Origin of the sequence: Longilinea arvoryzae (assembly GCF_001050235.1) — a bacterium.
GTDB classification, from domain to species: Bacteria; Chloroflexota; Anaerolineae; order Anaerolineales; family Anaerolineaceae; genus Longilinea; species Longilinea arvoryzae.
In genome coordinates this window covers 3,793,659-3,813,562 of record NZ_DF967972.1, presented here as the reverse complement: position 1 = coordinate 3,813,562, position 19,904 = coordinate 3,793,659, and the positions used below count along the sequence as shown (strand labels likewise).

General features: G+C 60.5%; 15 protein-coding genes. 8 read left to right on the top strand and 7 right to left on the bottom strand.

What is annotated here, in order from left to right:
• The first annotated feature begins 1 nt into the window (after position 1).
• Positions 2 to 394: an SHOCT-like domain-containing protein gene (locus LARV_RS17130; protein ID WP_075074786.1), complete on the top strand. Its 393-nt coding sequence runs from the start codon at positions 2 to 4 to the stop codon at positions 392 to 394.
• Positions 395 to 455: 61 nt separating this feature from the next.
• Here the strand turns inward: LARV_RS17130 and LARV_RS17125 are convergent, their stop codons facing one another.
• Positions 456 to 710, bottom strand: coding sequence for a NifU family protein (locus tag LARV_RS17125; protein ID WP_075074785.1), 255 nt, complete (start codon positions 708 to 710; stop codon positions 456 to 458).
• Entirely contained in the window at positions 707 to 1,201 is a 495-nt protein-coding gene (locus LARV_RS17120; RefSeq protein ID WP_075074784.1) for a Crp/Fnr family transcriptional regulator, read from the bottom strand. The genes LARV_RS17125 and LARV_RS17120 overlap by 4 nt, the downstream gene beginning before the upstream one ends.
• Positions 1,202 to 1,382: 181 nt before the next feature.
• Here LARV_RS17120 and LARV_RS17115 point away from each other — a divergent pair, with 181 nt between their 5' ends.
• The 4 genes from LARV_RS17115 (at position 1,383) to bfr (ending at position 4,809) form a co-directional block, all read left to right on the top strand.
• Entirely contained in the window at positions 1,383 to 2,474 is a 1,092-nt protein-coding gene (locus LARV_RS17115) for an ArsR/SmtB family transcription factor (RefSeq protein WP_075074783.1), read from the top strand.
• Positions 2,467 to 3,774 (top strand): MFS transporter, encoded by a 1,308-nt coding sequence (locus tag LARV_RS17110; RefSeq protein WP_172797908.1) that lies wholly within the window; start codon positions 2,467 to 2,469, stop codon positions 3,772 to 3,774. The genes LARV_RS17115 and LARV_RS17110 overlap by 8 nt, the downstream gene beginning before the upstream one ends.
• Positions 3,775 to 3,798: 24 nt before the next feature.
• Positions 3,799 to 4,197, top strand: coding sequence for an OsmC family protein (locus tag LARV_RS17105; protein WP_075074781.1), 399 nt, complete (start codon positions 3,799 to 3,801; stop codon positions 4,195 to 4,197).
• A 144-nt stretch (positions 4,198 to 4,341) separates the two neighbouring features.
• Positions 4,342 to 4,809, top strand: coding sequence for a bacterioferritin (bfr, locus tag LARV_RS17100; RefSeq protein WP_075074780.1), 468 nt, complete (start codon positions 4,342 to 4,344; stop codon positions 4,807 to 4,809).
• Positions 4,810 to 4,865: 56 nt separating this feature from the next.
• Here the strand turns inward: bfr and LARV_RS17095 are convergent, their stop codons facing one another.
• Entirely contained in the window at positions 4,866 to 5,378 is a 513-nt protein-coding gene (locus tag LARV_RS17095; protein WP_075074779.1) for a nitroreductase family protein, read from the bottom strand.
• A gap of 68 nt (positions 5,379 to 5,446) precedes the next feature.
• The gene (locus LARV_RS17090; protein WP_075074778.1) at positions 5,447 to 6,664 is read right to left on the bottom strand and encodes an MFS transporter; all 1,218 of its coding nucleotides are present in this window, start codon (positions 6,662 to 6,664) and stop codon (positions 5,447 to 5,449) included.
• Positions 6,665 to 6,800: 136 nt separating this feature from the next.
• Here LARV_RS17090 and LARV_RS17085 point away from each other — a divergent pair, with 136 nt between their 5' ends.
• Positions 6,801 to 7,556 carry a DeoR/GlpR family DNA-binding transcription regulator gene (locus tag LARV_RS17085; RefSeq protein ID WP_075075284.1) on the top strand — a complete coding sequence of 252 codons (756 nt, stop codon included), beginning with the start codon at positions 6,801 to 6,803 and terminating at the stop codon, positions 7,554 to 7,556.
• A 59-nt stretch (positions 7,557 to 7,615) separates the two neighbouring features.
• On the opposite strand, the gene LARV_RS17080 is transcribed toward LARV_RS17085, so the two are convergent.
• On the bottom strand, positions 7,616 to 7,873 hold the full coding sequence (locus tag LARV_RS17080) for a GlsB/YeaQ/YmgE family stress response membrane protein (RefSeq protein ID WP_075074777.1): 258 nt from the start codon (positions 7,871 to 7,873) through the stop codon (positions 7,616 to 7,618).
• 398 nt (positions 7,874 to 8,271) lie between these two features.
• On the opposite strand from LARV_RS17080, the gene LARV_RS17075 reads away from it, so the two are divergent.
• Positions 8,272 to 16,581 carry a type I polyketide synthase gene (locus tag LARV_RS17075; RefSeq protein ID WP_075074776.1) on the top strand — a complete coding sequence of 2,770 codons (8,310 nt, stop codon included), beginning with the start codon at positions 8,272 to 8,274 and terminating at the stop codon, positions 16,579 to 16,581.
• A gap of 61 nt (positions 16,582 to 16,642) precedes the next feature.
• Complete coding sequence (locus LARV_RS17070; protein WP_075074775.1) at positions 16,643 to 17,356, top strand: 4'-phosphopantetheinyl transferase family protein; 714 nt, start codon at positions 16,643 to 16,645, stop codon at positions 17,354 to 17,356.
• A gap of 12 nt (positions 17,357 to 17,368) precedes the next feature.
• Here the strand turns inward: LARV_RS17070 and LARV_RS17065 are convergent, their stop codons facing one another.
• Complete coding sequence (locus LARV_RS17065; protein WP_172797907.1) at positions 17,369 to 18,100, bottom strand: signal peptidase II; 732 nt, start codon at positions 18,098 to 18,100, stop codon at positions 17,369 to 17,371.
• A gap of 85 nt (positions 18,101 to 18,185) precedes the next feature.
• Positions 18,186 to 19,814 (bottom strand): PfaD family polyunsaturated fatty acid/polyketide biosynthesis protein, encoded by a 1,629-nt coding sequence (locus LARV_RS17060; RefSeq protein ID WP_075074773.1) that lies wholly within the window; start codon positions 19,812 to 19,814, stop codon positions 18,186 to 18,188.
• Between the last annotated feature and the right edge of the window lie 90 nt (positions 19,815 to 19,904).

Here is a 19,904-nt window from a genome sequence, read left to right as displayed (position 1 = left end):
CATGCCAACTTCAGAAGAGCGTCTGCGAGTGCTCCAGTTGATCCAGGATGGGAAAATCTCAGCCGAAGAAGGAATCCGGCTGCTGGAAAGCCTGGACTCAGCCTCACAGGCAGCCGCCGGAAAGCCTGCCGGAACGAGTCAGGTGACCGGGCGGGGCGCGCGCTGGTTTCGGGTGCGCGTGACGGATACCTCCACCGGGAAGACGCGCGTGAACGTGCGCCTGCCGGTGAATGTGCTCAGCGCCGGCATGAAGATGGGGGCGCGTTTTTCTCCTGAAGTGGAAGGCCTGGACATGAACCAGTTGATGGAACTCATCCAGGCGGGGGCAACCGGCCAGGTTTTGGATGTGATCGACGAACAGGACGGCGAGCGCGTCGAAGTGTTTTTGGAATAGTACTTATTAATAAAAAAACGGTCGGGGCGATTCATGAATCGCCCCGACCGTTTTGTTTTGATCAGGCAGCTTCGACCGCCTCGATTTCCGGGAAGAATTGCCGGATTGTCCCTTCCACCCACCCCTTCAGGGTCATGGGCGAAAGCGGACAGCCCAGGCAGGCGCCGCCCAGGCGCACCTTAACGATTTTCCCATCGAAAGAAACAAATTCCACACCGCCGCCGTGATAATGGGCGATGTAAGCGTCCAATTGTTCGACCAGTCCGCGAATCTGATCTTCGATGGGGAAACTGGGGATAACTGGTTGTTCGCTCATGGCTTTTCTATCCTCCGCCAACAATCTCCGGTATGATCCAGTCCGTTGGTCAGAATGTTGAGCACTTCATTGTAAGTGCTCTTCAAGCGCTCAGCGATGACACTGGCCAACCGTTCCAATAATATTTTACCCGTTTCTGGATGCTGGCTGCAAAACTGCTGTAACGAATCTATCTGCATGCGGATGGCCCGGCCCGGCGCGAGCGCCTGAGCGCCGGACGTGTAAACGTCCCGCCCGAGCGCCGCCGACCATCCGAAGACCCCTCCGGGATGAATGCGGGCAATCACCATCGGAGGTCCATCGTAGGGTTTATATTGAATCACGACCTCGCCTTCCTCCAGAATGTACAGATAATCGGTGCGCTGATTCTGTTGGAAGATGACGGCATCCTTTTCACAGGGGATCGCTTCCATAATCGGGCAAATTTCAGCAATTTGCTCGGGTGTAAAACCCTGGAAAAAGGAAAGGCCGGCGAACTGTTGTCGGAACATTTCAGGTATCTTAATGAAACGGGGGGTGGGATTGTAGTGGCAAACATCCTATTCGGTAGGACAAAGCTCCTTGAGGTTATTACACCTTTTCGACGGCTGTATGACAGGATATTCGAAGGTATTGACCGAAAAACAATGTTAGATTATTATCTAACACGTTAGATATTTATCTACTCAGATTATGGTCACACTCAACTGGCATTCTGGCACTGGATATGATTTTTTCGTCAGCCTGTACGTATTGCATCATCCTGACGAATTTGGTCTGCGCCCATCCTGGGCGGCCGGCGTGCGCTCGCGTCTGCCCGCCGAACAGCGTGAATTTCTCGAGCGCGCGCAGGGGTATGCGCATGTGCCCCTGACCTGGCTTGCATCGCTGCCTTTGGAAAAGCGCGACGCGCTGGATGTCATTCAAGCGCTGGGGGATCTCTCTCCCGAAAAACGGCTCGAGATCCTGCTGGCGCCCTATGACGCTCCCGCCGATCTGGTTCAGATCATTCGAAGCATTTCGTCGAAGGGTCAGTGGAATGTCGCCGACCTGGAGGCTGTGAAATCGGTCTATGCCCGGCGCTATTCGGCGCTGCACGGCGAAGCATTAACCCATCTTTGCGACGCCTGCGCGCAGGCATCCCAATTCGGCAGGCAATATGTAGAGGTGCTGCAGAGCTATTACCAGGCTTTTTTTGCCGAAGAGGAAGAGCGTATCCGTCCGGTCTTGAAAAAAGGCATGGAAGAAGCCCGCCGGATGGCCGTCGGATTGGATCCGGCCGAACTGGTCGAAAGGCTGTCGCGGGGCGTTCAGTTACCGAAATTAAATGAGCTGGTCGAGCTGGATCTGGCGCCTTCCTACTGGTCGAGCCCCCTGATCTTCTACAATCCGACCGGACCCGGCCGCGCGCAGTTATTGTACGGGGTTCGCCCCGATCCGGCCGGCCTGGTGCCGGGTGAGAACGTGCCCGTCGGGTTGGTGGAGATGCTGAAGGCGCTGGCCGACCCCACCCGTTTGCGTATCCTTCGTTACCTTTCACAGGAACCCTCGACGCCCAGCCAGCTTTCGCGCAGGCTGCGGTTGCGCGCGCCCACCGTGGTGCATCACCTGAAAGACCTGCGCCTGGCGGGGCTGGTGCAGGTCGCGCTTCAAGTGGAGGGCGAAAAACGTTACGCGCTGCGGCGCGAAGCCCTGCAGAGCATGAATTATTTACTGGAAGAATTTTTGGCAGGTGAATTACCGGATGCTGAAGCACCTGAAAAATCGGGAGGACGGATTGAGTAGATCGAATTTTATGAGCCGCTTCGGTCAGGTAATGGCGACTTACGCCGACCGGCTGGCGGCTTTCCATCCCAACGCGCGCCTGTACCTGGTCAGCGCCGTGATTTCGGGCGCTTCGATGGGTGTTTTCCGGTTCCTGTTTAATTTTTATGTCCTCAGCCTGGGCTACGATCAGGAATTGCTCGGCAACCTGGTGACCGCCACCAGTTTCACCGCCCTGCTGATGGCGCTGCCGATGGGCTATGTGGCCGATTTCCTGGGCCGCAAGGCATCCCTGATCGGTGGGGCCAGCCTCTCATGCGTGTCGGTGTTGATGATGGTTCTTTTCCCATCGACGCCGGTCTTCGTGGCCATGAATGTGGTTTTGGGCTTTGCCCAGAGCCTAGCAGGGGTGACGATGGGACCGTTCCTGATGGAAAACTCAGGCGAGAAAGAACGGACGTATTTATTCAGTTTCGCCTCGGGCTTTCAAACGGGTTCCCAATTTGTGGGCAATTGGATTGGCGGTTACCTGCCGACCTGGTTGGGGATCGCCCAGGGGGTTTCTCCGACCAGCACAAGCGCCTACGGTGCATCCTTGATGGTTATCGCGGCCGGCGCGGGGATGGCGGCTGTGCCCATGCTGTTCATGCGCACCCCGCGATTGAACAAAGAACAACGGTCATTCTTCGCACCGATCGCTTTCTTTCGTCAAAAGCCCGCTTTGCTGGGGAAATTGATTCTGCCCATGCTGGTCACGTCGATCGGCGCGGGGCTGATCATGCCCTTCATGAACATCTTTTTCCGCCAGGTGCACCACCAACCCGATTCGGTCATCGGTACGCTGTTTGCCTGGGGATCGCTGGCGATGGGTTTGGGTTTATTGGTGGCGCCGCCGCTGGCTGACCGGTGGGGAAAGATCAAATTCGTCGTGATCACCCAGGGGCTTTCCATCCCCTTCCTGGTGATGTTGGGATTTTCGCCCTGGTTCAGTCTTGCGGCCGTGGCATACTATTTCCGCCTGGCTTTGATGAACATGAACGGCCCGGTCTACCAGACCTATGTCCTGGAAAAAGTCGGCCCTTCAGCGCGCGCCACGGTGGCCAGCCTGGTGAGCATGGCCAATAATTTTGGTTGGGCGTTCAGCCCGACACTTTCGGGCTGGATTCAGGTTAATTACGGCTTTGGACCCACTTACCTGGGTACAATTATCCTGTACACGGTATCTATATTCCTGTATTGGAGCTTCTTCCTGCGACGCAGTCCGGAGCTGAAACCGGAACAAAATGTCACTTTCTTGAAGGTCGAGCATCCAATCAAGTGATCATCAACTCAGGAGATGGAATTCATGGAAATGACAATCGACTTCCCCGGCGGCGCCCGCGTTGACGCTCACTTTGGGCCGTATGATGTAAAAACGGACCAACCTCCCATGGGCGGCGGGGCCGGATCAGCGCCAACGCCTTTCGCAGTTTTCCTTTCATCCATTGGCACCTGCGCCGGTATTTACGTGCTGGGTTTTTGCCAGCAGCGGGGTTTGCCCACGGAAGGCATTCGGATCATCGAGCGCGTCCATTCCAATCCAATGAACGGCATGGCGGATATCATCGACCTTGAAATCCAGGTTCCACCCAGCTTTCCGCAAAAATATTACGACGCTTTGATCCGCGCGGCCGATCAATGTAAGGTAAAAAAGACGCTCGAGAATCCACCCCGATTTAATGTTTTTACTCAGGTCGTGGAATAATTTAGCGGTATTCCGAAAAAATCCCCTTCTTTATTAAAAAGAAGGGGATTTTTGAGTATGGATATCAGAAAAATCCAATAAAAATTGACACTTCATCTATGGATCGTTATACTGGATTTAATCTACCGGAAAAGGAGGTGCGGGATGAAAAGCAACGATCAAATTCTGGAAACGCTGAATGAGCAACTGGCGGAAGAATTGACTGCGGTGAACCAGTATATCGTCCATTCGGAAATGTGCGCCAACTGGAACCTCGATCGCCTGCATAATGTAATCGAAAAACGGGCCATCGAGGAGATGCGGCATGCTGAAATGCTGATCGCCCGCATCCTCTTCCTGGAAGGGAAGCCGGTGGTGAGCAAACTCAATCCCATGCATGTCGGCGCCGAAGTGCTCGATCAGCTTCAGAATGATCACGTCGCGGAACTGGGCGCGGTTAAATCCTACAATACGGCTGTCCAACAGGCCGCCAGTCTGGGGGATAACGGCTCACGCGCATTGTTCGAATCGATCTTGAAGGACGAAGAGGCCCACATCGATTGGATCGAGGCCCAGCTCGACCAGATCAATCAAATGGGTATCCAGAACTACCTGGCCCAGCAGATGGGATAATTATTTCTTGAAGTAAATCCTGCGCCGCTGAAATTTTCAGCGGCGCAGGCCTGCATTTACCAGCGCTCCCAATGGACGATTTGCTCAAAAGTCTGGCGACCACCGGGTCTGGGCGGTTGCGTTAAGCGCTCACTTTCCAACGGATAGCCGAAGGAAATGCAAAAGCGCAGGTGCATCTCTGCCGGAAAGCCGAGTAGCTCACGGGCCTGATCGGGTTCGTAGATGCTGGCCGGGCAGGAACCGATGCCCCATTCCCAGGCCGCCAGTTGCATATAGGCGGCCGCCTGGCCAATATCGAACAGGATCTGGAAACGCTCGGCCGGATCCGGATGGACGATGGCGACACCCAACGCGGCTCCGGCCAGGTGCCCGGCGTAGGGGCCCAATTTCGAGAGCGCCAGGAGGGTCTGGTGGTCCTGGATGGCGATGAATTGCCAGGGCTGAGAATTCTTGGACGACTGCGCCCGCCGTCCGGCATTGAGGATGGCGTGAACGTGTTCGGCCTCGAGGGGTACGCGTTGAAATTCGCGCACGGCGCGTTTGAGTCGGATCGCTTCAGAAACTTGCATGGGATTCCTCACAAAGTGAACGGGAAATTCGGGTAAAAAACGACCTTAAAGATGGAATCGATTCCATCCTAATCCATTTTATCCCCACCCGATATATTGGCGAACGATGAAGAGGAAAACCCCGCTTTTCCCCGGGCGCGGCGGATTGCGGCCGTGCAACCCAGCATGAGCAGCCCGCCCAATGGCAGCAGCAGCGCCCCGGCGCGCGGGCCGCTGTTCTCGAGCAGGATGCCCTGCAGCCAGGGGATGATCATGCCGCCGATGCTGCCCATGGCCACCACCAGGCTGGCGGCTGCGCCGGAGGATTGGCTGAACGCGGCGGTGGTGATGGCCAGGGTGGTTGGAAAGACCGGCCCAAAGCCAAAACCGAGCAGCAGGAAACCCAGGACCGAAAGCGCCACGTGACCGGTGCTGAGACTGATCAGCAGTCCGCCGCAAAAGGCAACCCCCAGGCTGGCGGCGAGCAGGCTGCGCGCCTGCCAGCGAGCGCCCAGGATAGTCCCGACCACGCGTCCGATGGTGAGCGCCAGCCAGAAGCCGGATGCGCCCAGGGCCGCGGTAGCCGCTGCCAGAAAGGTTGTTTGCTGCAGGTAGGTGCTGACCCAGCCGCCGGCGGCGTTTTCGGTGCCGACGTAAAGCAGCAGCAGCATTCCCAGCAGCCAGAGCGCGGGCGACCTTAGGAGACTCTGACTGCTTTGCGCGGATTGGGCGGTGGATCGGGCGAAGGTCGGGGCGCGAAAGAGCCACACGGACAGTGGAATCAAGGCCAGTTCGAGACCGGCGCCGAGTTGGAGCGCCGGCAGTGAATTGTTGGAGAGGCGCAGGAAGTAGCCGGCCACGGCCGGCGCGATGAAAGCGCCGATGCCGTAGAACACGTTCAGTAAATTGAGCACCGAGGCTCGTTTTTGCGGGAACAGGTCGGATATGGAGACGTTCATCACTACATCGATGATGCCGTGGCCGAAACCGGCAAACGCGGCGCAGGCCAGCGCCAGGGGCAGGGAACGGGCCAATGATACCCCCAGGATGCCTGTGCCCATGACCAGCAGGCCGCTCAGGATAAGCCAGCGCGGACCCAGTCGGTCGAGCAGAAGGCCGGTGAAACTTTGGGCGGCCAACGCGCCAAAGAACAGCGCCGTGAAAAGGCTGCCCACCGCGCTCAACGTGCTGGCCGTGTTGCCCGCCAGGTTGGGCAGCGACGGGCCAACCGCTGCGGTGATAACGCCCAGACCGAAGAAGCTCGCGCATGCCAGCGAAAGGATGCCGATGGATTGTGTGTTTTTCAAACGCGCCTCGCTATTGACAAAGAGCAAATGGGATTATAAAATGAGGTTGCACGAATTTGCATGTATGTGCGCATTATTGCACGAAATCGAGCTTTAATCAAGAGGTTATCAGAGATCAATGCAAAAACGCGAAAATATGCTGGCAGCAGAAAGAAGGCAATATATCCTCAACCGGCTGCACCGGGATGGCAAGGTGGTTGCGGTGGAGTTGAGCGCCGACCTCGAACTATCCGAAGATACCATCCGGCGCGACCTGCGTGAACTGGCCGCAGCCGGACTGCTGCAACGGGTTCACGGCGGCGCCCTGCCGGCTTCGCCGGCGACGGTTCCTTTCAGCGCCCGCCAGCAGCAGTCGACCGCGGCCAAGTTGGCCATCGCCCGCGCGGCTGCGGGATTGGTGCGGGACGGCCAGGTGATCATCCTGGACGGGGGAACGACCACGCTGCTGGTGGCTCAAAACCTGCCCCCGGATTTGCACGCGACCATCGTCACCAACAGCCCGCCGGTGGCGTCAGCCCTGGCGGCGTACGGCGCCATCGAGGTGATCGTGGTCGGTGGACGGTTGTTCAAATCCTCGCAGGTCGCGATTGGCGCCGCAGCCATCGAAACGATCAAACAAATCCGCGCCGACCTGTGCATGCTGGGAGTGTGCAGCCTGCACCCCGAAGTGGGTTTGAGTGTGCCTGACAGTGAAGAAGCCTACGTCAAGCGCGCCATGATCGAGAGTTCGGCCGAAGTTGCCGCCCTGGTCTCGGCGGAAAAGTTGGGCACGGCTGCTCCTTTTGTAGTTGCGCCGATCAGCGCGCTGACTCATCTGGTCACGGAAACCGGGCTTCCAGAACCGGTATTGGACGACTACCGCAGGCTCGGACTCACGATTGTGCAGGGTTAGTCAAAAGCTAACAGCCGGCGATGAGCCGGCTGTTTTACGTCTTCGTTTTGAATTGTCGTTCAGCGGCGGCGCCCATACCAGCCGGTAATGACCAGCAGCAGCGAAGCGCCGATGACTGCAACGATGAAACTCAGCCAGTTGAAACCAAAAGAAATTCCGTTTCCGGTGAGCAGCGTGTAAAGAAACCCGCCGATGATGGCGCCCAGCACACCGATGACGATATTGGCCAGGCAGCCCATTCGCGAATTGCGTCCGGTGACGATGCTGGCGACCCAACCGGCCAGTGCGCCAAAAAGTACCCAGGATAACAGGCCCATCCTTTACCTCCTTTTGCCAACTGTACGGCAATTTCCGTTGAAGGATCAATTGGGTTAATTGTAGCATTCGAAGATTAAAGTAAAGTATTTCTTTAACCTGAAAGCCCCATATCAACCAGCAACCTCCGGCGAAAAGCGGTGTTTACACTCTCTAGAGACTTGCCTGCCACCTGCTGGGCTCCATTCTGCGATCGAATCCGATCTTCGGGCACAGCCGGTTCCAAATTTGGATCGTGAATCGAACGGATCGTCCTCGAACCAACCTGCTATGGGGGCAGATTGGAGGGAAGACCTGTTTCTGCTGGAAACCTGCTTCAGTTTGGAACCCGGGTGGAATCGCAAAGCCAATCCCCGGCGCACGTGATCCTGCGGTGCGCTGACCGCACGGAGGAAAACTCATGCTCGACCCCAAAGCAGTTGCAATCGTTGGCCTGGGAGCCATCCTGCCGGATGCTCCGGACGTGGCATCCTTCTGGCGTAATATCCAGGCGGGCCGTTATTCAATCACCGAAGTACCCCCGGAACGCTGGCGGGTGGATTTGTATTATCATCCGGATGCGCACCAGCCGGATAAGACCTACTCGAAGATTGGCGCGTGGGTGCGTGATTTCCACCTCGAACCGCTCAAAATGGGCATCGCCATCCCGCCCCGCCTGCTGGACCAGATGGACCCGGCCCAGCAATGGGCGATTGCTGCCAGTCACCAGGCCCTGAGTGATTACGGCTACCCGCAGCGCCCGCTGGATCCGGCGCGCGTGGCCGTGATTCTGGGAAACGCACTGGCGGGCGAATATCACTATATGTCCAGCTTTCGCATCCGCGTGCCGGAGTATACCGACGCGTTGACGCAGACGGAAGCCTTTCGCAGCCTGCCGGCGGATGTCCAGCGTGCGCTGCTCGAAGGCCTGAGGGCCGAGATCGATGCGCGCCTGCGGCCGGTGACCGAAGATACCATGCCCGGCGAGCTATCCAACATCATCGCCGGGCGGGTTGCCAACGTATTCAATTTCTCGGGGGCCAACTACGTCACCGACGCGGCCTGCGCCTCCTCGCTGGCGGCCATCCAAAATGCGATGGAAGGGTTGGCGGCCGGGTATTTCGACGCCGTTCTGGCCGGCGGTGTGGACCGCAACATGGGGCCCGAGGCATTCGTCAAGTTCAGCAAGATCGGCGCACTCAGCCCGGATGGATCGCGCCCCTACGCTGACGGAGCCAATGGGTTCGTCATGGGCGAAGGCGCGGCCATTTTCCTGCTCAAACGCCTGGCGGACGCCGAACGGGATGGCGACCGCATCTACGCGGTCATCCGCGGGGTGGGCAGCAGCAGCGACGGCAAGGGCAAAGGCATCACCGCGCCCAATCCGATCGGACAGCAGCGCGCCATCGAACGCGCCTGGAAGAACGCCGGCGTCGACCCACGCACAGCGGCAATGATCGAAGGCCACGGCACCTCCACCCGGGTGGGGGATGTGGTCGAGGTGGGCAGCCTGAATGCGGTGTTCGGTCCGCTGGAACTGCCGGTCGGCAAAATCGCGTTGGGTTCGGTCAAATCCAACATCGGACACCTGAAAAGCGCCTCCGGCGCGGCCGCCCTGCTCAAGATGATCTATGCCTTGCACGAACAGGTGCTGCCGCCGTCGGTCAACTTCGAGCATCCCAATCCGAATATCGATTTCGCTCACCTGCCATTTCGGGTGAATACCACGGCGCGCCCCTGGGAGAAAAAGCCCGGAGATGTGCGCCGGGCGGGCATCAGTTCGTTTGGCTTCGGCGGAACGAATTTTCACCTGGTTGTGGAGGAGCATATCCCCGGCATGTTGACCAGCGACAAAATCATCCTTCCCGCGGTCGAGATTCAAAAAACGCCCGCCGAAGCAGCTCGACCGGCCGCGCCGGAAACGTTGCCGGCCTTTTACCGCGGTCTGCTCTTCCTGAGCGCCGATTCGACGGCTGATTTGAGGACCGCCCTCGAAAAGACGCTGGAAGATGCCCGCCAGGGGAAACTCCCCGGGCAGAATGTTCCCGCTCCCGAGGCGTTGGCCCGCAGTGAGCGCCTGGCAATGGACTTTGAAAATGGCGAAGAGCTGATCAAGCGCGCCGAGAAAACGCTCAAGGCCTTCGAAAACGACACCCCCATGGCCTGGAACGCCCTGGGCGCGCACGCCGTCTACCGTGGCAGCGGCAAGGCTGGTAAACTGGCCTTCCTTTTCCCGGGTCAGGGCAGCCAGTATGTCAACATGCTGAAGGACCTGTGTGAGGTCGAGCCCCTGGCCGCCGAGACCTTCCGCGAGGCGGACGAGGTCATGACGCCCATCCTGGGGAAGCCGCTGACCAGCTATATCTACGTGGACGGCGACCCGGAGGCGATCAAGCGCGCTGAAGATGCCCTGAAGAACACCGAGATCACCCAACCGGCCGTGCTGACGGCCAACGTGACCCTGCTGCGGCTGATGCGCAAGTTCGGCTTCGAACCCGACCTGGTAATCGGCCACAGCCTGGGCGAATACGCCGCCCTGGTGGCAGCCGGCGTGCTGACCTTTGCCGAAGCGTTGGAGGTGGTCAGCGCGCGCGGGCGGGAAATGACGAAAGTCTCGATGGCCGATAATGGCTGCATGGCGGCTGTTTCCGCGCCGCTGAGCGAGGTGGAACGCATCCTCAAGACCATTGACGGTTACGTGGTGCTGGCCAACATCAACAGCCCGCAGCAATCCGTCATCGGTGGCGCGACGGCCGCGGTGGATGCCGCCCTGGAAGCCTTCCAGTCGGCCGGATTCCAGGCCGTGAAGATCCCGGTCTCGCATGCCTTCCATACCCAGATCGTGGCGCCGGCCAGCGACCCGCTGCGCCGGGTCATTGCGCGCATGGATATCCGGCAGCCGCGCCTGCCGGTGATTGCAAATGTGACGGGCGGGCTTTACCCGACCGGTAAGGAAGAAATCCTGGATACCCTGGCCCAACAGGTCTATTCGCCGGTCCAATTCATCCGCGGCATTGAAACGATGTATGACCAGGGCGCCCGGGTGTTTGCCGAGGTCGGCCCCAAGCGGGTGCTGAACGCGCTGGCGACGGATATTCTCAAGGGCAAAGAGGATGTCACCATCGTGGCCACCAACCATCCGCGCAAGGGCGCACGCACCAGTTTCAATGAGGCGCTGTGCGGGCTGTATGCGGCGGGCGTGGGGCCGCGCGCTTCTGCTGAAAAACGCGAACTGCCGGTGGAGATCACGGCTGCGCCGGAACCGCAGCCGGCCATCATTTCGGACGGGCGCCTGCCGCTGACCGGTTCGGTGGTCATCACGGGCACCGGGCTGGGCCTGCCGGGGCGTGGAAAGCACGTTTTCGAAGCGGACAATGTCGACCGCATCCTGCGCGGCGACCAGTTCATCGAGCCGTTGTCGGACGAAAAGCGCAGGGGCATGCTCGAACGGCGCGTCACCCGCCTGGTGAAGAGCGAAGCCGGCGCGCAGATGGTGACCATCGATTCGCTGGACCAGACCATCAAACTGGCCGGCCAAAGCGGTGATTTCGACCTGGCGGAGGAATTCGGCGTGCCGCGCGACCGCGTGGAGGCGACCGACATTTCCACCCAACTGGCCATCGCCGCCGGCATCGAGGCATTGCGCGACGCGGGTATTCCACTGGTGATGCGCTATAAGCGTACCAGCACCGGCTCGGCGCTGCCCGACCGCTGGATGCTGCCGGAACCGCTGGCGGATGAAACCGGTGTGATTTTCGCGTCGGCGTTTCCGGGCATCGAACGCCTGGCGGAAGAATCGGCACGCTTCTCCGAGTACCAGTCCCTCAACAATCAAATCACCGAATTGCGCGACCTGCAGGGCAAGTTCCCGGCGCAGGCCGAGCTGCAGCAGGCCCTGGCGCGGCGCGTGCAGGAACTGGAAGCGCAGCTTGAAAAGCTGGATTATCATTTCGACCGGCGTTTCATTTTCCGCATCCTGGCCATGGGACATTCGCAGTTTGCCGAGTATATCGGCGCGCGCGGACCGAACACCTATGTCAACGCGGCTTGTTCCACCACCACGCATGCCGTGAATATCGCCGAGGATTGGATCCGCACCGGGCGCTGCCGCCGGGTGGTGGTCATTGCCGGGGATGATGTGACGGACGGCAACGCGGTGAACTGGATCGGCACCGGCCTTTTCGCCAGCGGCGCCACGACGACCGAAGAGAGTCTGCGCCTGGCGGCGTTGCCCTTCGACCGGCGGCGCAATGGCATGATCATGGGCATGGGTGCGGCCGCGCTGGTGGTGGAAAGTGAAGACGCCGCCCGCGAACGCGGCGTGCGCGCGATCTGCGAAGTGCTCTCCACTCAGATTGCGAACAGCGCCTACCACGGCTCGCGATTGAACGTGCAACACATCAGCGAGGTGATGGAACGGCTGGTGGCGATGGCCGAGCGGCGCTTTGGCCTGAAACGGTCCGAGATGGCCAGCCGGTTGATGTTCATGTCGCATGAAACCTACACCCCGGCGCGGGGGGGATCCGCGTCGGCCGAGATCTGGGCGCTGCGCCGCACCTTTGGCGCGCAAGCCAACCGGGTGATCATTTCGAACACCAAGGGGTTTACCGGTCACACCATGGGCGTGGGCGTCGAGGATGTGGTGGCGGCGAAGGCGCTGCAGACCGGCATCGTGCCGCCGATCGCGAACATCGGGGACGGTTTCGAGCCCGACCCCGACCTGGGCGATCTAAACCTCTCGCACGGCGGGAAGTACGAACCCGAATATGCCCTGCGGCTGGGAGCCGGCTTTGGCTCACAAATCGCCATGTCGCTGCTGCGCAGGGTGCCGGGCGTGGGCGAGCGCATCGATGCGTCCGTTCACCGGCGGTGGATGGCGGCCGTGGCGGGGTACCCGGAGGTCGAGACCGAAATCGTGCAGCACACCCTGCGTGTACGCGATCAGGGCCAGCCGAAACAGGAACCTCGTAAATCACAGTGGGAGTTCGGTCAGGGCCCGACGCTGTGGGCGGCGAAGGGCGTGAAGAGTGATGAGGAGAAAGCAGTTCTGAGTTCTGTGTCGATGCGTTCGGAGGAAGAACAGAAAACTGTTTTTTCTTCCACCGCACCTCAGAACTCAGTAACTCAGAACAAAGAAGAACCATCATCCATTGTCGACTCGGATATTCAGGCCTACCTGCTCTCACTCGTCTCCGAGAAAACGGGTTACCCGACCGAAATGCTGGAACTGGACCTGGACCTGGAAGCCGACCTGGGCATCGACACGGTCAAGCAGGCCGAGCTGTTTGCTGCAGTGCGCGAGCACTACGGCATTCCGCGGCGCGAAGACCTGCGCCTGTCGGACTACAACACCCTGGCCAAGGTGATGAACTTTGTGAAAGAGGGGGTGAAGAGTGAGGAGGGAAAAGCAGTTCTGAGTTCGGTGTCGATGCGTTCGGAGGAAGAAAAGAAAACTGTTTTGTCTTCCACTGCAACTCAGAACCCAGTCACTCAGAACAATGAAGAACCGGCACCGATGGTCGACTTGGATATTCAAACCTACCTGCTCTCGCTCGTCTCCGAGAAAACCGGCTACCCGACCGAGATGCTGGAGTTGGACCTGGACCTGGAAGCCGACCTGGGCATCGACACGGTCAAGCAGGCCGAGCTGTTTGCTGCAGTGCGCGAGCACTACGGCATCCCGCGCCGCGAAGACCTGCGCCTGTCGGACTACAACACCCTGGCCAAGGTGATGAACTTTGTGAAAGAGGGGGTGAAGAGTGAGGAGGGAAAAGCAGTTCTGAGTTCGGTGTCGATGCGTTCGGAGGAAGAAAAGAAAACTGTTTTGTCTTCCACTGCAACTCAGAACCCAGTCACTCAGAACGAAGAAGAACCGTCACCTGTTGTCGACTCGGATATTCAAACCTACCTGCTCTCACTCGTCTCCGAGAAAACCGGCTACCCGACCGAGATGCTGGAATTGGACCTGGATCTGGAAGCCGACCTGGGCATTGACACGGTCAAGCAGGCTGAACTGTTTGCCGCGGTGCGCGAGCATTACGGCATCCCGCGCCGCGAAGATTTGCGCCTGTCGGACTACAACACCCTGGCAAAAGTGATGAACTTTGTGAAAGAGGGGGTGAAGAGTGAAGAGGTGAAGAGTGATGAGGGGATGAGTGATGAGGCGAATCACGAGTCACGCGTCCCGACTCGCGTCTCAGACATCACCCCTCCCGCTTCACTCCGCCGCCGCGTCCCTGTCCCCGTGCTGCGCCCGAAACCGGGCCTGTGCCTGCCGACAGGTGTCGAATTGGGCGAGGACAGCCGGGTGTTGGTGGTGGCCGACCGGAGCGGCGTCGCGGATGCGCTGGCGCGCAAGTTGCGCGCGCTCAAGGTGCACGTGACTCGGCTGGTGGCTACCTCGGCTGAGGAAATGCAGCGGAAGGTAACCGCGCTCTCAGCGCAGGGTCCTTTCAGCGGCGTTTATTTCCTGCCGGGTTTGGATGTGGAACCGACGTTGAGCGAAATGGGGCTGAAAGACTGGAATCTGCACCTGGAATCGCGCCTGTTCACGTTGGAAACACTGCTGCGTAACCTGCCCGAGACGGCTTTCCTGGTGTGTGGCACGCGCCTGGGCGGGCTGCACGGTTATGGCCCGCAAAAAATGGCAACCGTGACCGGCGGTGGGCTGCGCGGACTGGCCAAGGCCATCGCGCGCGAACGTGAATCGATGGCCGTCAAGGTGGTCGATTTCGAAAGCGACCGCAGCCCGGCGGCCGTGGCCGGCTGCCTGATCGAGGAGACCCTGCGCGATCTGGCTGTCGTCGAGGTGGGTTGGGAAGGCGACCTGCGCTTCGGGGTCGCGCTGGTGGATCAGGCGCTGCCTGAACCTCAAACCCGGTTGCCCGAAAATGGCGTGTTCGTCATTTCGGGCGGCAGCGGCGGCATCACCGCCCCGGTGCTGCAGGATCTGGCCCGGGAAAACCGCGGACATTTCTACCTGTTGGGCCGTTCGGCCCTGCCTTCGGCCCAGGATCCGGAGCTGACGCTGCTGCGTTCCGGACGCGAAGCCCTCAAGGGCGAGATCGTGCGCCGGCTGAGTGAGTCCGGAGAACGCGCCACGCCTTCGAAAGTCGAAGCCAGACTGGCGGCCATCGAACGCGCGGCTGCCACGCTGGAGACGATGGCGCAGATCGAAAAGTCGGGCGGCAAGGCCGTTTATCTTGCCTGCGACGTCACGAATCCGCAGGCAGTTGAGCAGGCCGTGCAGCAGGTGCTTTCCGCGGAAGGCAAGGTGGACGTGCTCGTGCACGCCGCCGGGATCGATCACAGCCGCAAGCTGGAGAGCAAACCGGCGGATGAATTCCGCCAGGTGGTGGCGGTGAAGGCCGGCGGCTTCTTCAACCTGTGGAAGACGCTGGAAGCTCACAAAGCGCTGCCGGGCTTCGTGGCGGTCTTTACATCGGTGGCCGGGCGTTTTGGCAACACCGGGCAGACCGATTACAGCGCGGCCAATGACCTGGCCGGTCGCATGGCGGCGGCCATCCATGCCGAGCATCCCGAAATCCGGGCTGCGGCGCTGGATTGGGGCGCCTGGGCTGAGGTGGGCATGGCATCCCGGGGTTATATTCCGCGTCTGATGCAGATGGCTGGCATCGAGATGCTCGATCCGCGCCAGGCTGCTCCGCTGGTGCGCGCCGAATTGCTGGCCGGCGCCGATAGCGAGGTGGTGCTGGCCGGTTCGTTGGGCGCACTCGAAACGCCTGAGAGTGTGGAGGGCGGCCTGGACCTCGAACAGGCCAATATTGCGCTGCGGGCCGGCGATCCCATCCACACCATGCTCAGCCGGGTGGCCGGCATGAGCCTGAATGAAGGCGTGCTCCTGGAAGCGGAATTGGATCCAACGAGTGAGCCTTTCCTGAAGGACCATGCGCTCAACGGCACCCCGGTGCTGCCGGGGGTGATGGGCATCGAAGGCTTCACGGTGGCGGCCAAACACATCGCCTCGGTGCTCGGATCGGCCAGGGCCGGGTTCGATGTGACCCGCCTGGAGGATATCCAGTTCCTGGCGCCGTTCAAGTTCTACCGCAACCAACCCCGCCGTTCGACCTGGAAAGCGCGGGCCGTGCGCGTGCCGGAGGGATTGGTGGCCGAGGTGGTGCTGGAATCGGATATGCTGCTGCACAATCAGACCGTCGAGCATATGCGCCACTTTTCCGGCCGGGTCATCCTGCAGCCGCTGGCAGCGGTAGACGAACTGAACACCGAACCCCCGCACTGGAACGGAGCCTATACCGTACCGGCCGAGGAGATCTATAAACTCTACTTCCACGGGCCGTCCTTCCAGGTGCTGGCCGGTGTGCAGCGCTCGGGCGAGGTTGTGCTGGGCAAGTTGCAACGCGACCTGCCGCCCATCACCTTACAAAAAGACGCGTTGTCGAGCACGCCCATTCTGCTGGAGCTGTGCCTGCAAACCGCCGGCGCGTGGGAGGCCGGACTGACCGGCACACTGGCGCTGCCAAGTTCGATCGGGCAACTGCGCATCTACAAACGAAAGACCAACGGCGCGGCCATCTATGCCGAGGTCTCACCCATTCAGTCTCCGGAGGGCGAGCTGTCCTTCGACGCGCGGGTGGTGGATGCCAAAGGACACGTCTATCTTGAGGTCGAAAATTACCGCACCAGCCCACTGCCATACCACGCGGAGGACGAGGTGATCCAGCCCTTCAAGACCCTGGTTCAGGGAAATTAACCGAGATCCATCCATTGGGCCGCCGCGGTCATTCGACTGCGGCGGCCTCTCGAACCTGCTTATGTCCGAATCCATTGAAATCGATTGGGCCCAGGCAAGCACCCCACCCCCGCCGCCGGAGGAGTTTCTGTCCGCTGCGGAACTGGAGCGGCTGGCGGGAATGCGTTTCCCACGCCGGCGGGCAGAATGGCTGCTGGGACGCTGGACGGCCAAGAAGCTGCTGCGGAAGGTTCACAGCGTGCTGGCGAGGCTTCCACTGAAGGATTGGAGCGTGGCCAACGCGGCCAACGGCCAGCCCTTTGCCTGTCTGGACGGCGTTCGCCTGGCGGGCTGCCTATCGATCAGTCACCGAAGTGGGCGGGCGACCTGCGCCTGGACGCCCGCCTCTGACGTCGGGCTGGGCATCGACCTGGAGCAGGTCGAGCCGCGCACGGAAGCCTTTGTGCGGGATTATTTCACGCCGGCCGAGCAGGCGCTGGTTGCGGGTGAACAGCGCCAACGCGATACGGTCCTGGTGTGGAGCGCCAAGGAAGCCATGCTCAAGGCGCTTGGGCAGGGTTTACGAATGGATACGCGCGCGGTTGAAATTTTGCGCATAGCCAATCATCAGGATGCTGATATTTGGAATGGGCTGCAAATTCGCAGCGCGAGGGGTGTGGGGTTGAACTGGTGGGCCGGCTGGTTTGAAGCGGGCGATTTCGTCTGCACGCTGGCGGCCTGCGCACCGAACTTTGACCCGAAGCCGGCCCGGATCGAAGAGATCCAATGGGAGTAAACCGGCTTCGTTTCAGGACGGGCGTTTGCGGCTTTCAAGATAGGCGCGCAGGTCGCGCAGATCCTGGTGCGGGTCGAGACGCCAGCGAATGCGCGGATTGCTGACCGCCTCGGCCAGCAGGCAGCCGATGCCCAGGGTGAGATCGATGTCCTTCAGGTCCGCGGTCACCAGATGGGTCAGTCCGACGAAGTCGAGTGCAAACCCCCAAATGGTTTGATCGACCAGCGCGCTGAGCACCCCGCCGGATAGGAAAACAAAGGCAGCCGCCGGCCAGAAACCGCCGCGCTGCTGCGCGATGTAATAATCATAAAAGAAACCGATCAGTCCCAGGATCACCAGGCTGAAAAGAATCAGCCAGGCTTTATTTACATTTTCGACTCCCAGTGAATTGAGCAGCCAGGAATTGGCGTAATTGCGTTCGTGGCCCAGCGCGATCCAGGGCGGCAGCACCGGGATGCGCCCCCCTTCCGCCAGATGGGCGTTGACGAGCAGCTTGCAGATCTGATCCAACCCGGCCAGGCCGACGCCGATCGGGACGAGGGCGAGCAGGCTGTACCTTCCCTGGAAGCGGCGCGCCAGCCCTGAAAAGAATATTCCCGCCAGCAGGAAGAAAATCAGCGCCAGCAGGCCCGCAACGAGCGCGTACGGCCGGAAAAGACGCCCCAGAACGGCTTCGAGCAGCAGGAAGGTGCTCCATTCGATGAGAAAGACGAGGATGGTTTTGGTTCGTTGCCAGAATCGCATGGACTCGATCATAACCGATTTTTGAAAGAAAACCGGCATGACACACATATGTCACGCCGGTTTTCAACCAAATTCGCCGGAAGGATCAGGCCAGCGGCCCCTGCGGCCGGTACTGTTCGAGATTGGCCGGTAAATGCACGCCCTGCAGCGCCAGCGCGCGCAGGCGCGCCAGGTAGGCGGCGCCGGTCAGGATTTGCAGCGCCACATCGGCCACATGCCGGTTGGCAGGCTCGCTCAGATAGGTTCCGTGCGCCCAGTCGTTGAAGCTGCCCATGGACGGCCCGCACCAGATCTGGTAGTCCATCTCGCGGCCAGGCTCGCCGCGGTTGGACCAGCGCGAGGACAGTCCCAGGTACCAGCGGAATACGAGCGCCATCTTCTGGCGCGGGTCCTTCTCGGCGCGTTCGATCATGCGTGGGTCACGTTCGCGGAAAAACTGCACCGTATCCGACCAGATCTCCTCGAAGGTGCGTTTGAATACGCTGGTTTCCAGCTTCTTGCGTTCGTCGGCGGGCACCTCTTCCCAGGCGTTATACCGCGTGTACAGTTCGTAGAGCTTCGAGGCGCGCATGGCGAAGAGCGTCCCGCGTTTGAGCACCTGCACCCGGACGCCCATCTCGAACATGTCTGCGGCGGGCGCCATGGTCACGTCCGGCATTTCGACCTGCGCCAGCAAGGCCTTGGTGTGGGCCGAGGAACCGGCTTCGACGCAGGCCTGGTTGACCGAGCCGGTCACCACGTAGGCGGCCCCCATCATGAAGGCGGCCAGCGCGGCGGACGGCGTGCTGATGCCGCCGGCGGCGCCGATGCGCACCGGCGCGGGATACTGGAATTGGGCCTGCAGCTCATCCCGCAGGGCGATCAGGCTGGGCAGCAGCCCGACCAGCGGGCGGTTGTCGGTGTGCCCACCCGAATCGGCTTCGACGGTGATATCATCGGCCATGGGCACCTGGCGGGCCAGTTCGGCCTGCGTGGGGCTGATCTTGCCCTCGGCGGCCAGCTTCGCTAGCAGCTCCTGCGGTGCAGGGGAGAGGAAGCGCCGGGCAACTTCCTTGCGCGAAAGCTTGGCAATAATGTGATGCCGGATGGCGATACTGCCATCGGCGTTGCGCGCCAGGCCCGAAGCCCGGTAATGTACCAGCCCGGGCGTGATATCCAGATAGGCCGAGGCCTCGACCGCGGGAACATCGTAGCGCACGTAGAGTTCAGCAGCGCGCAATTCCATGGCGGGTTCGAAAGGATTGTTGATCAGGTTGAAGGCATACGGCCCATCCGGCAGCGCTGCCTGCACCTGGCGGATGGCTTCCTCGACGCGTTCGGGCGACAACCCGGCCGCGCCAAAGGAACCCAGCATGCCCGCCTTGCCCAACGCAACCACCATCTCGAGAGAGGCGATGGCGTTGGCCATCGCGCCGCCGTAGAGCGCGTAGCGCGTGCCGTAGGTGGTGCAGAAAGCCGGATCGCCCAACGATTCGAGCGGCACAGCCGGCGCCAGTGCCAGCAAATCGGCGTCGCCGGACTCGACGGTCAACTGGCCTGCGCCGGTCAGGGCGGTGTGTCCATTGGCCGAAACGGCCCAGACCGGGCTTTCCAGGGCTAACAACGCCTGGACGCAGCCGTTATCATCGAATTTCAAAACGTCCTGTGATCCCTGCCAGGCCAGGCCTTTCAAACCGCCGGTCCGGGCAAGGGGTGCGAAAGTTTGCGATGTCATGAGAATATGCGATTCCTATCCGTGTAAAGGGGATAACGATATCCATTGATAACCCGCATACCATGGGATGGTTGCGTCGTTTAGCGGGCG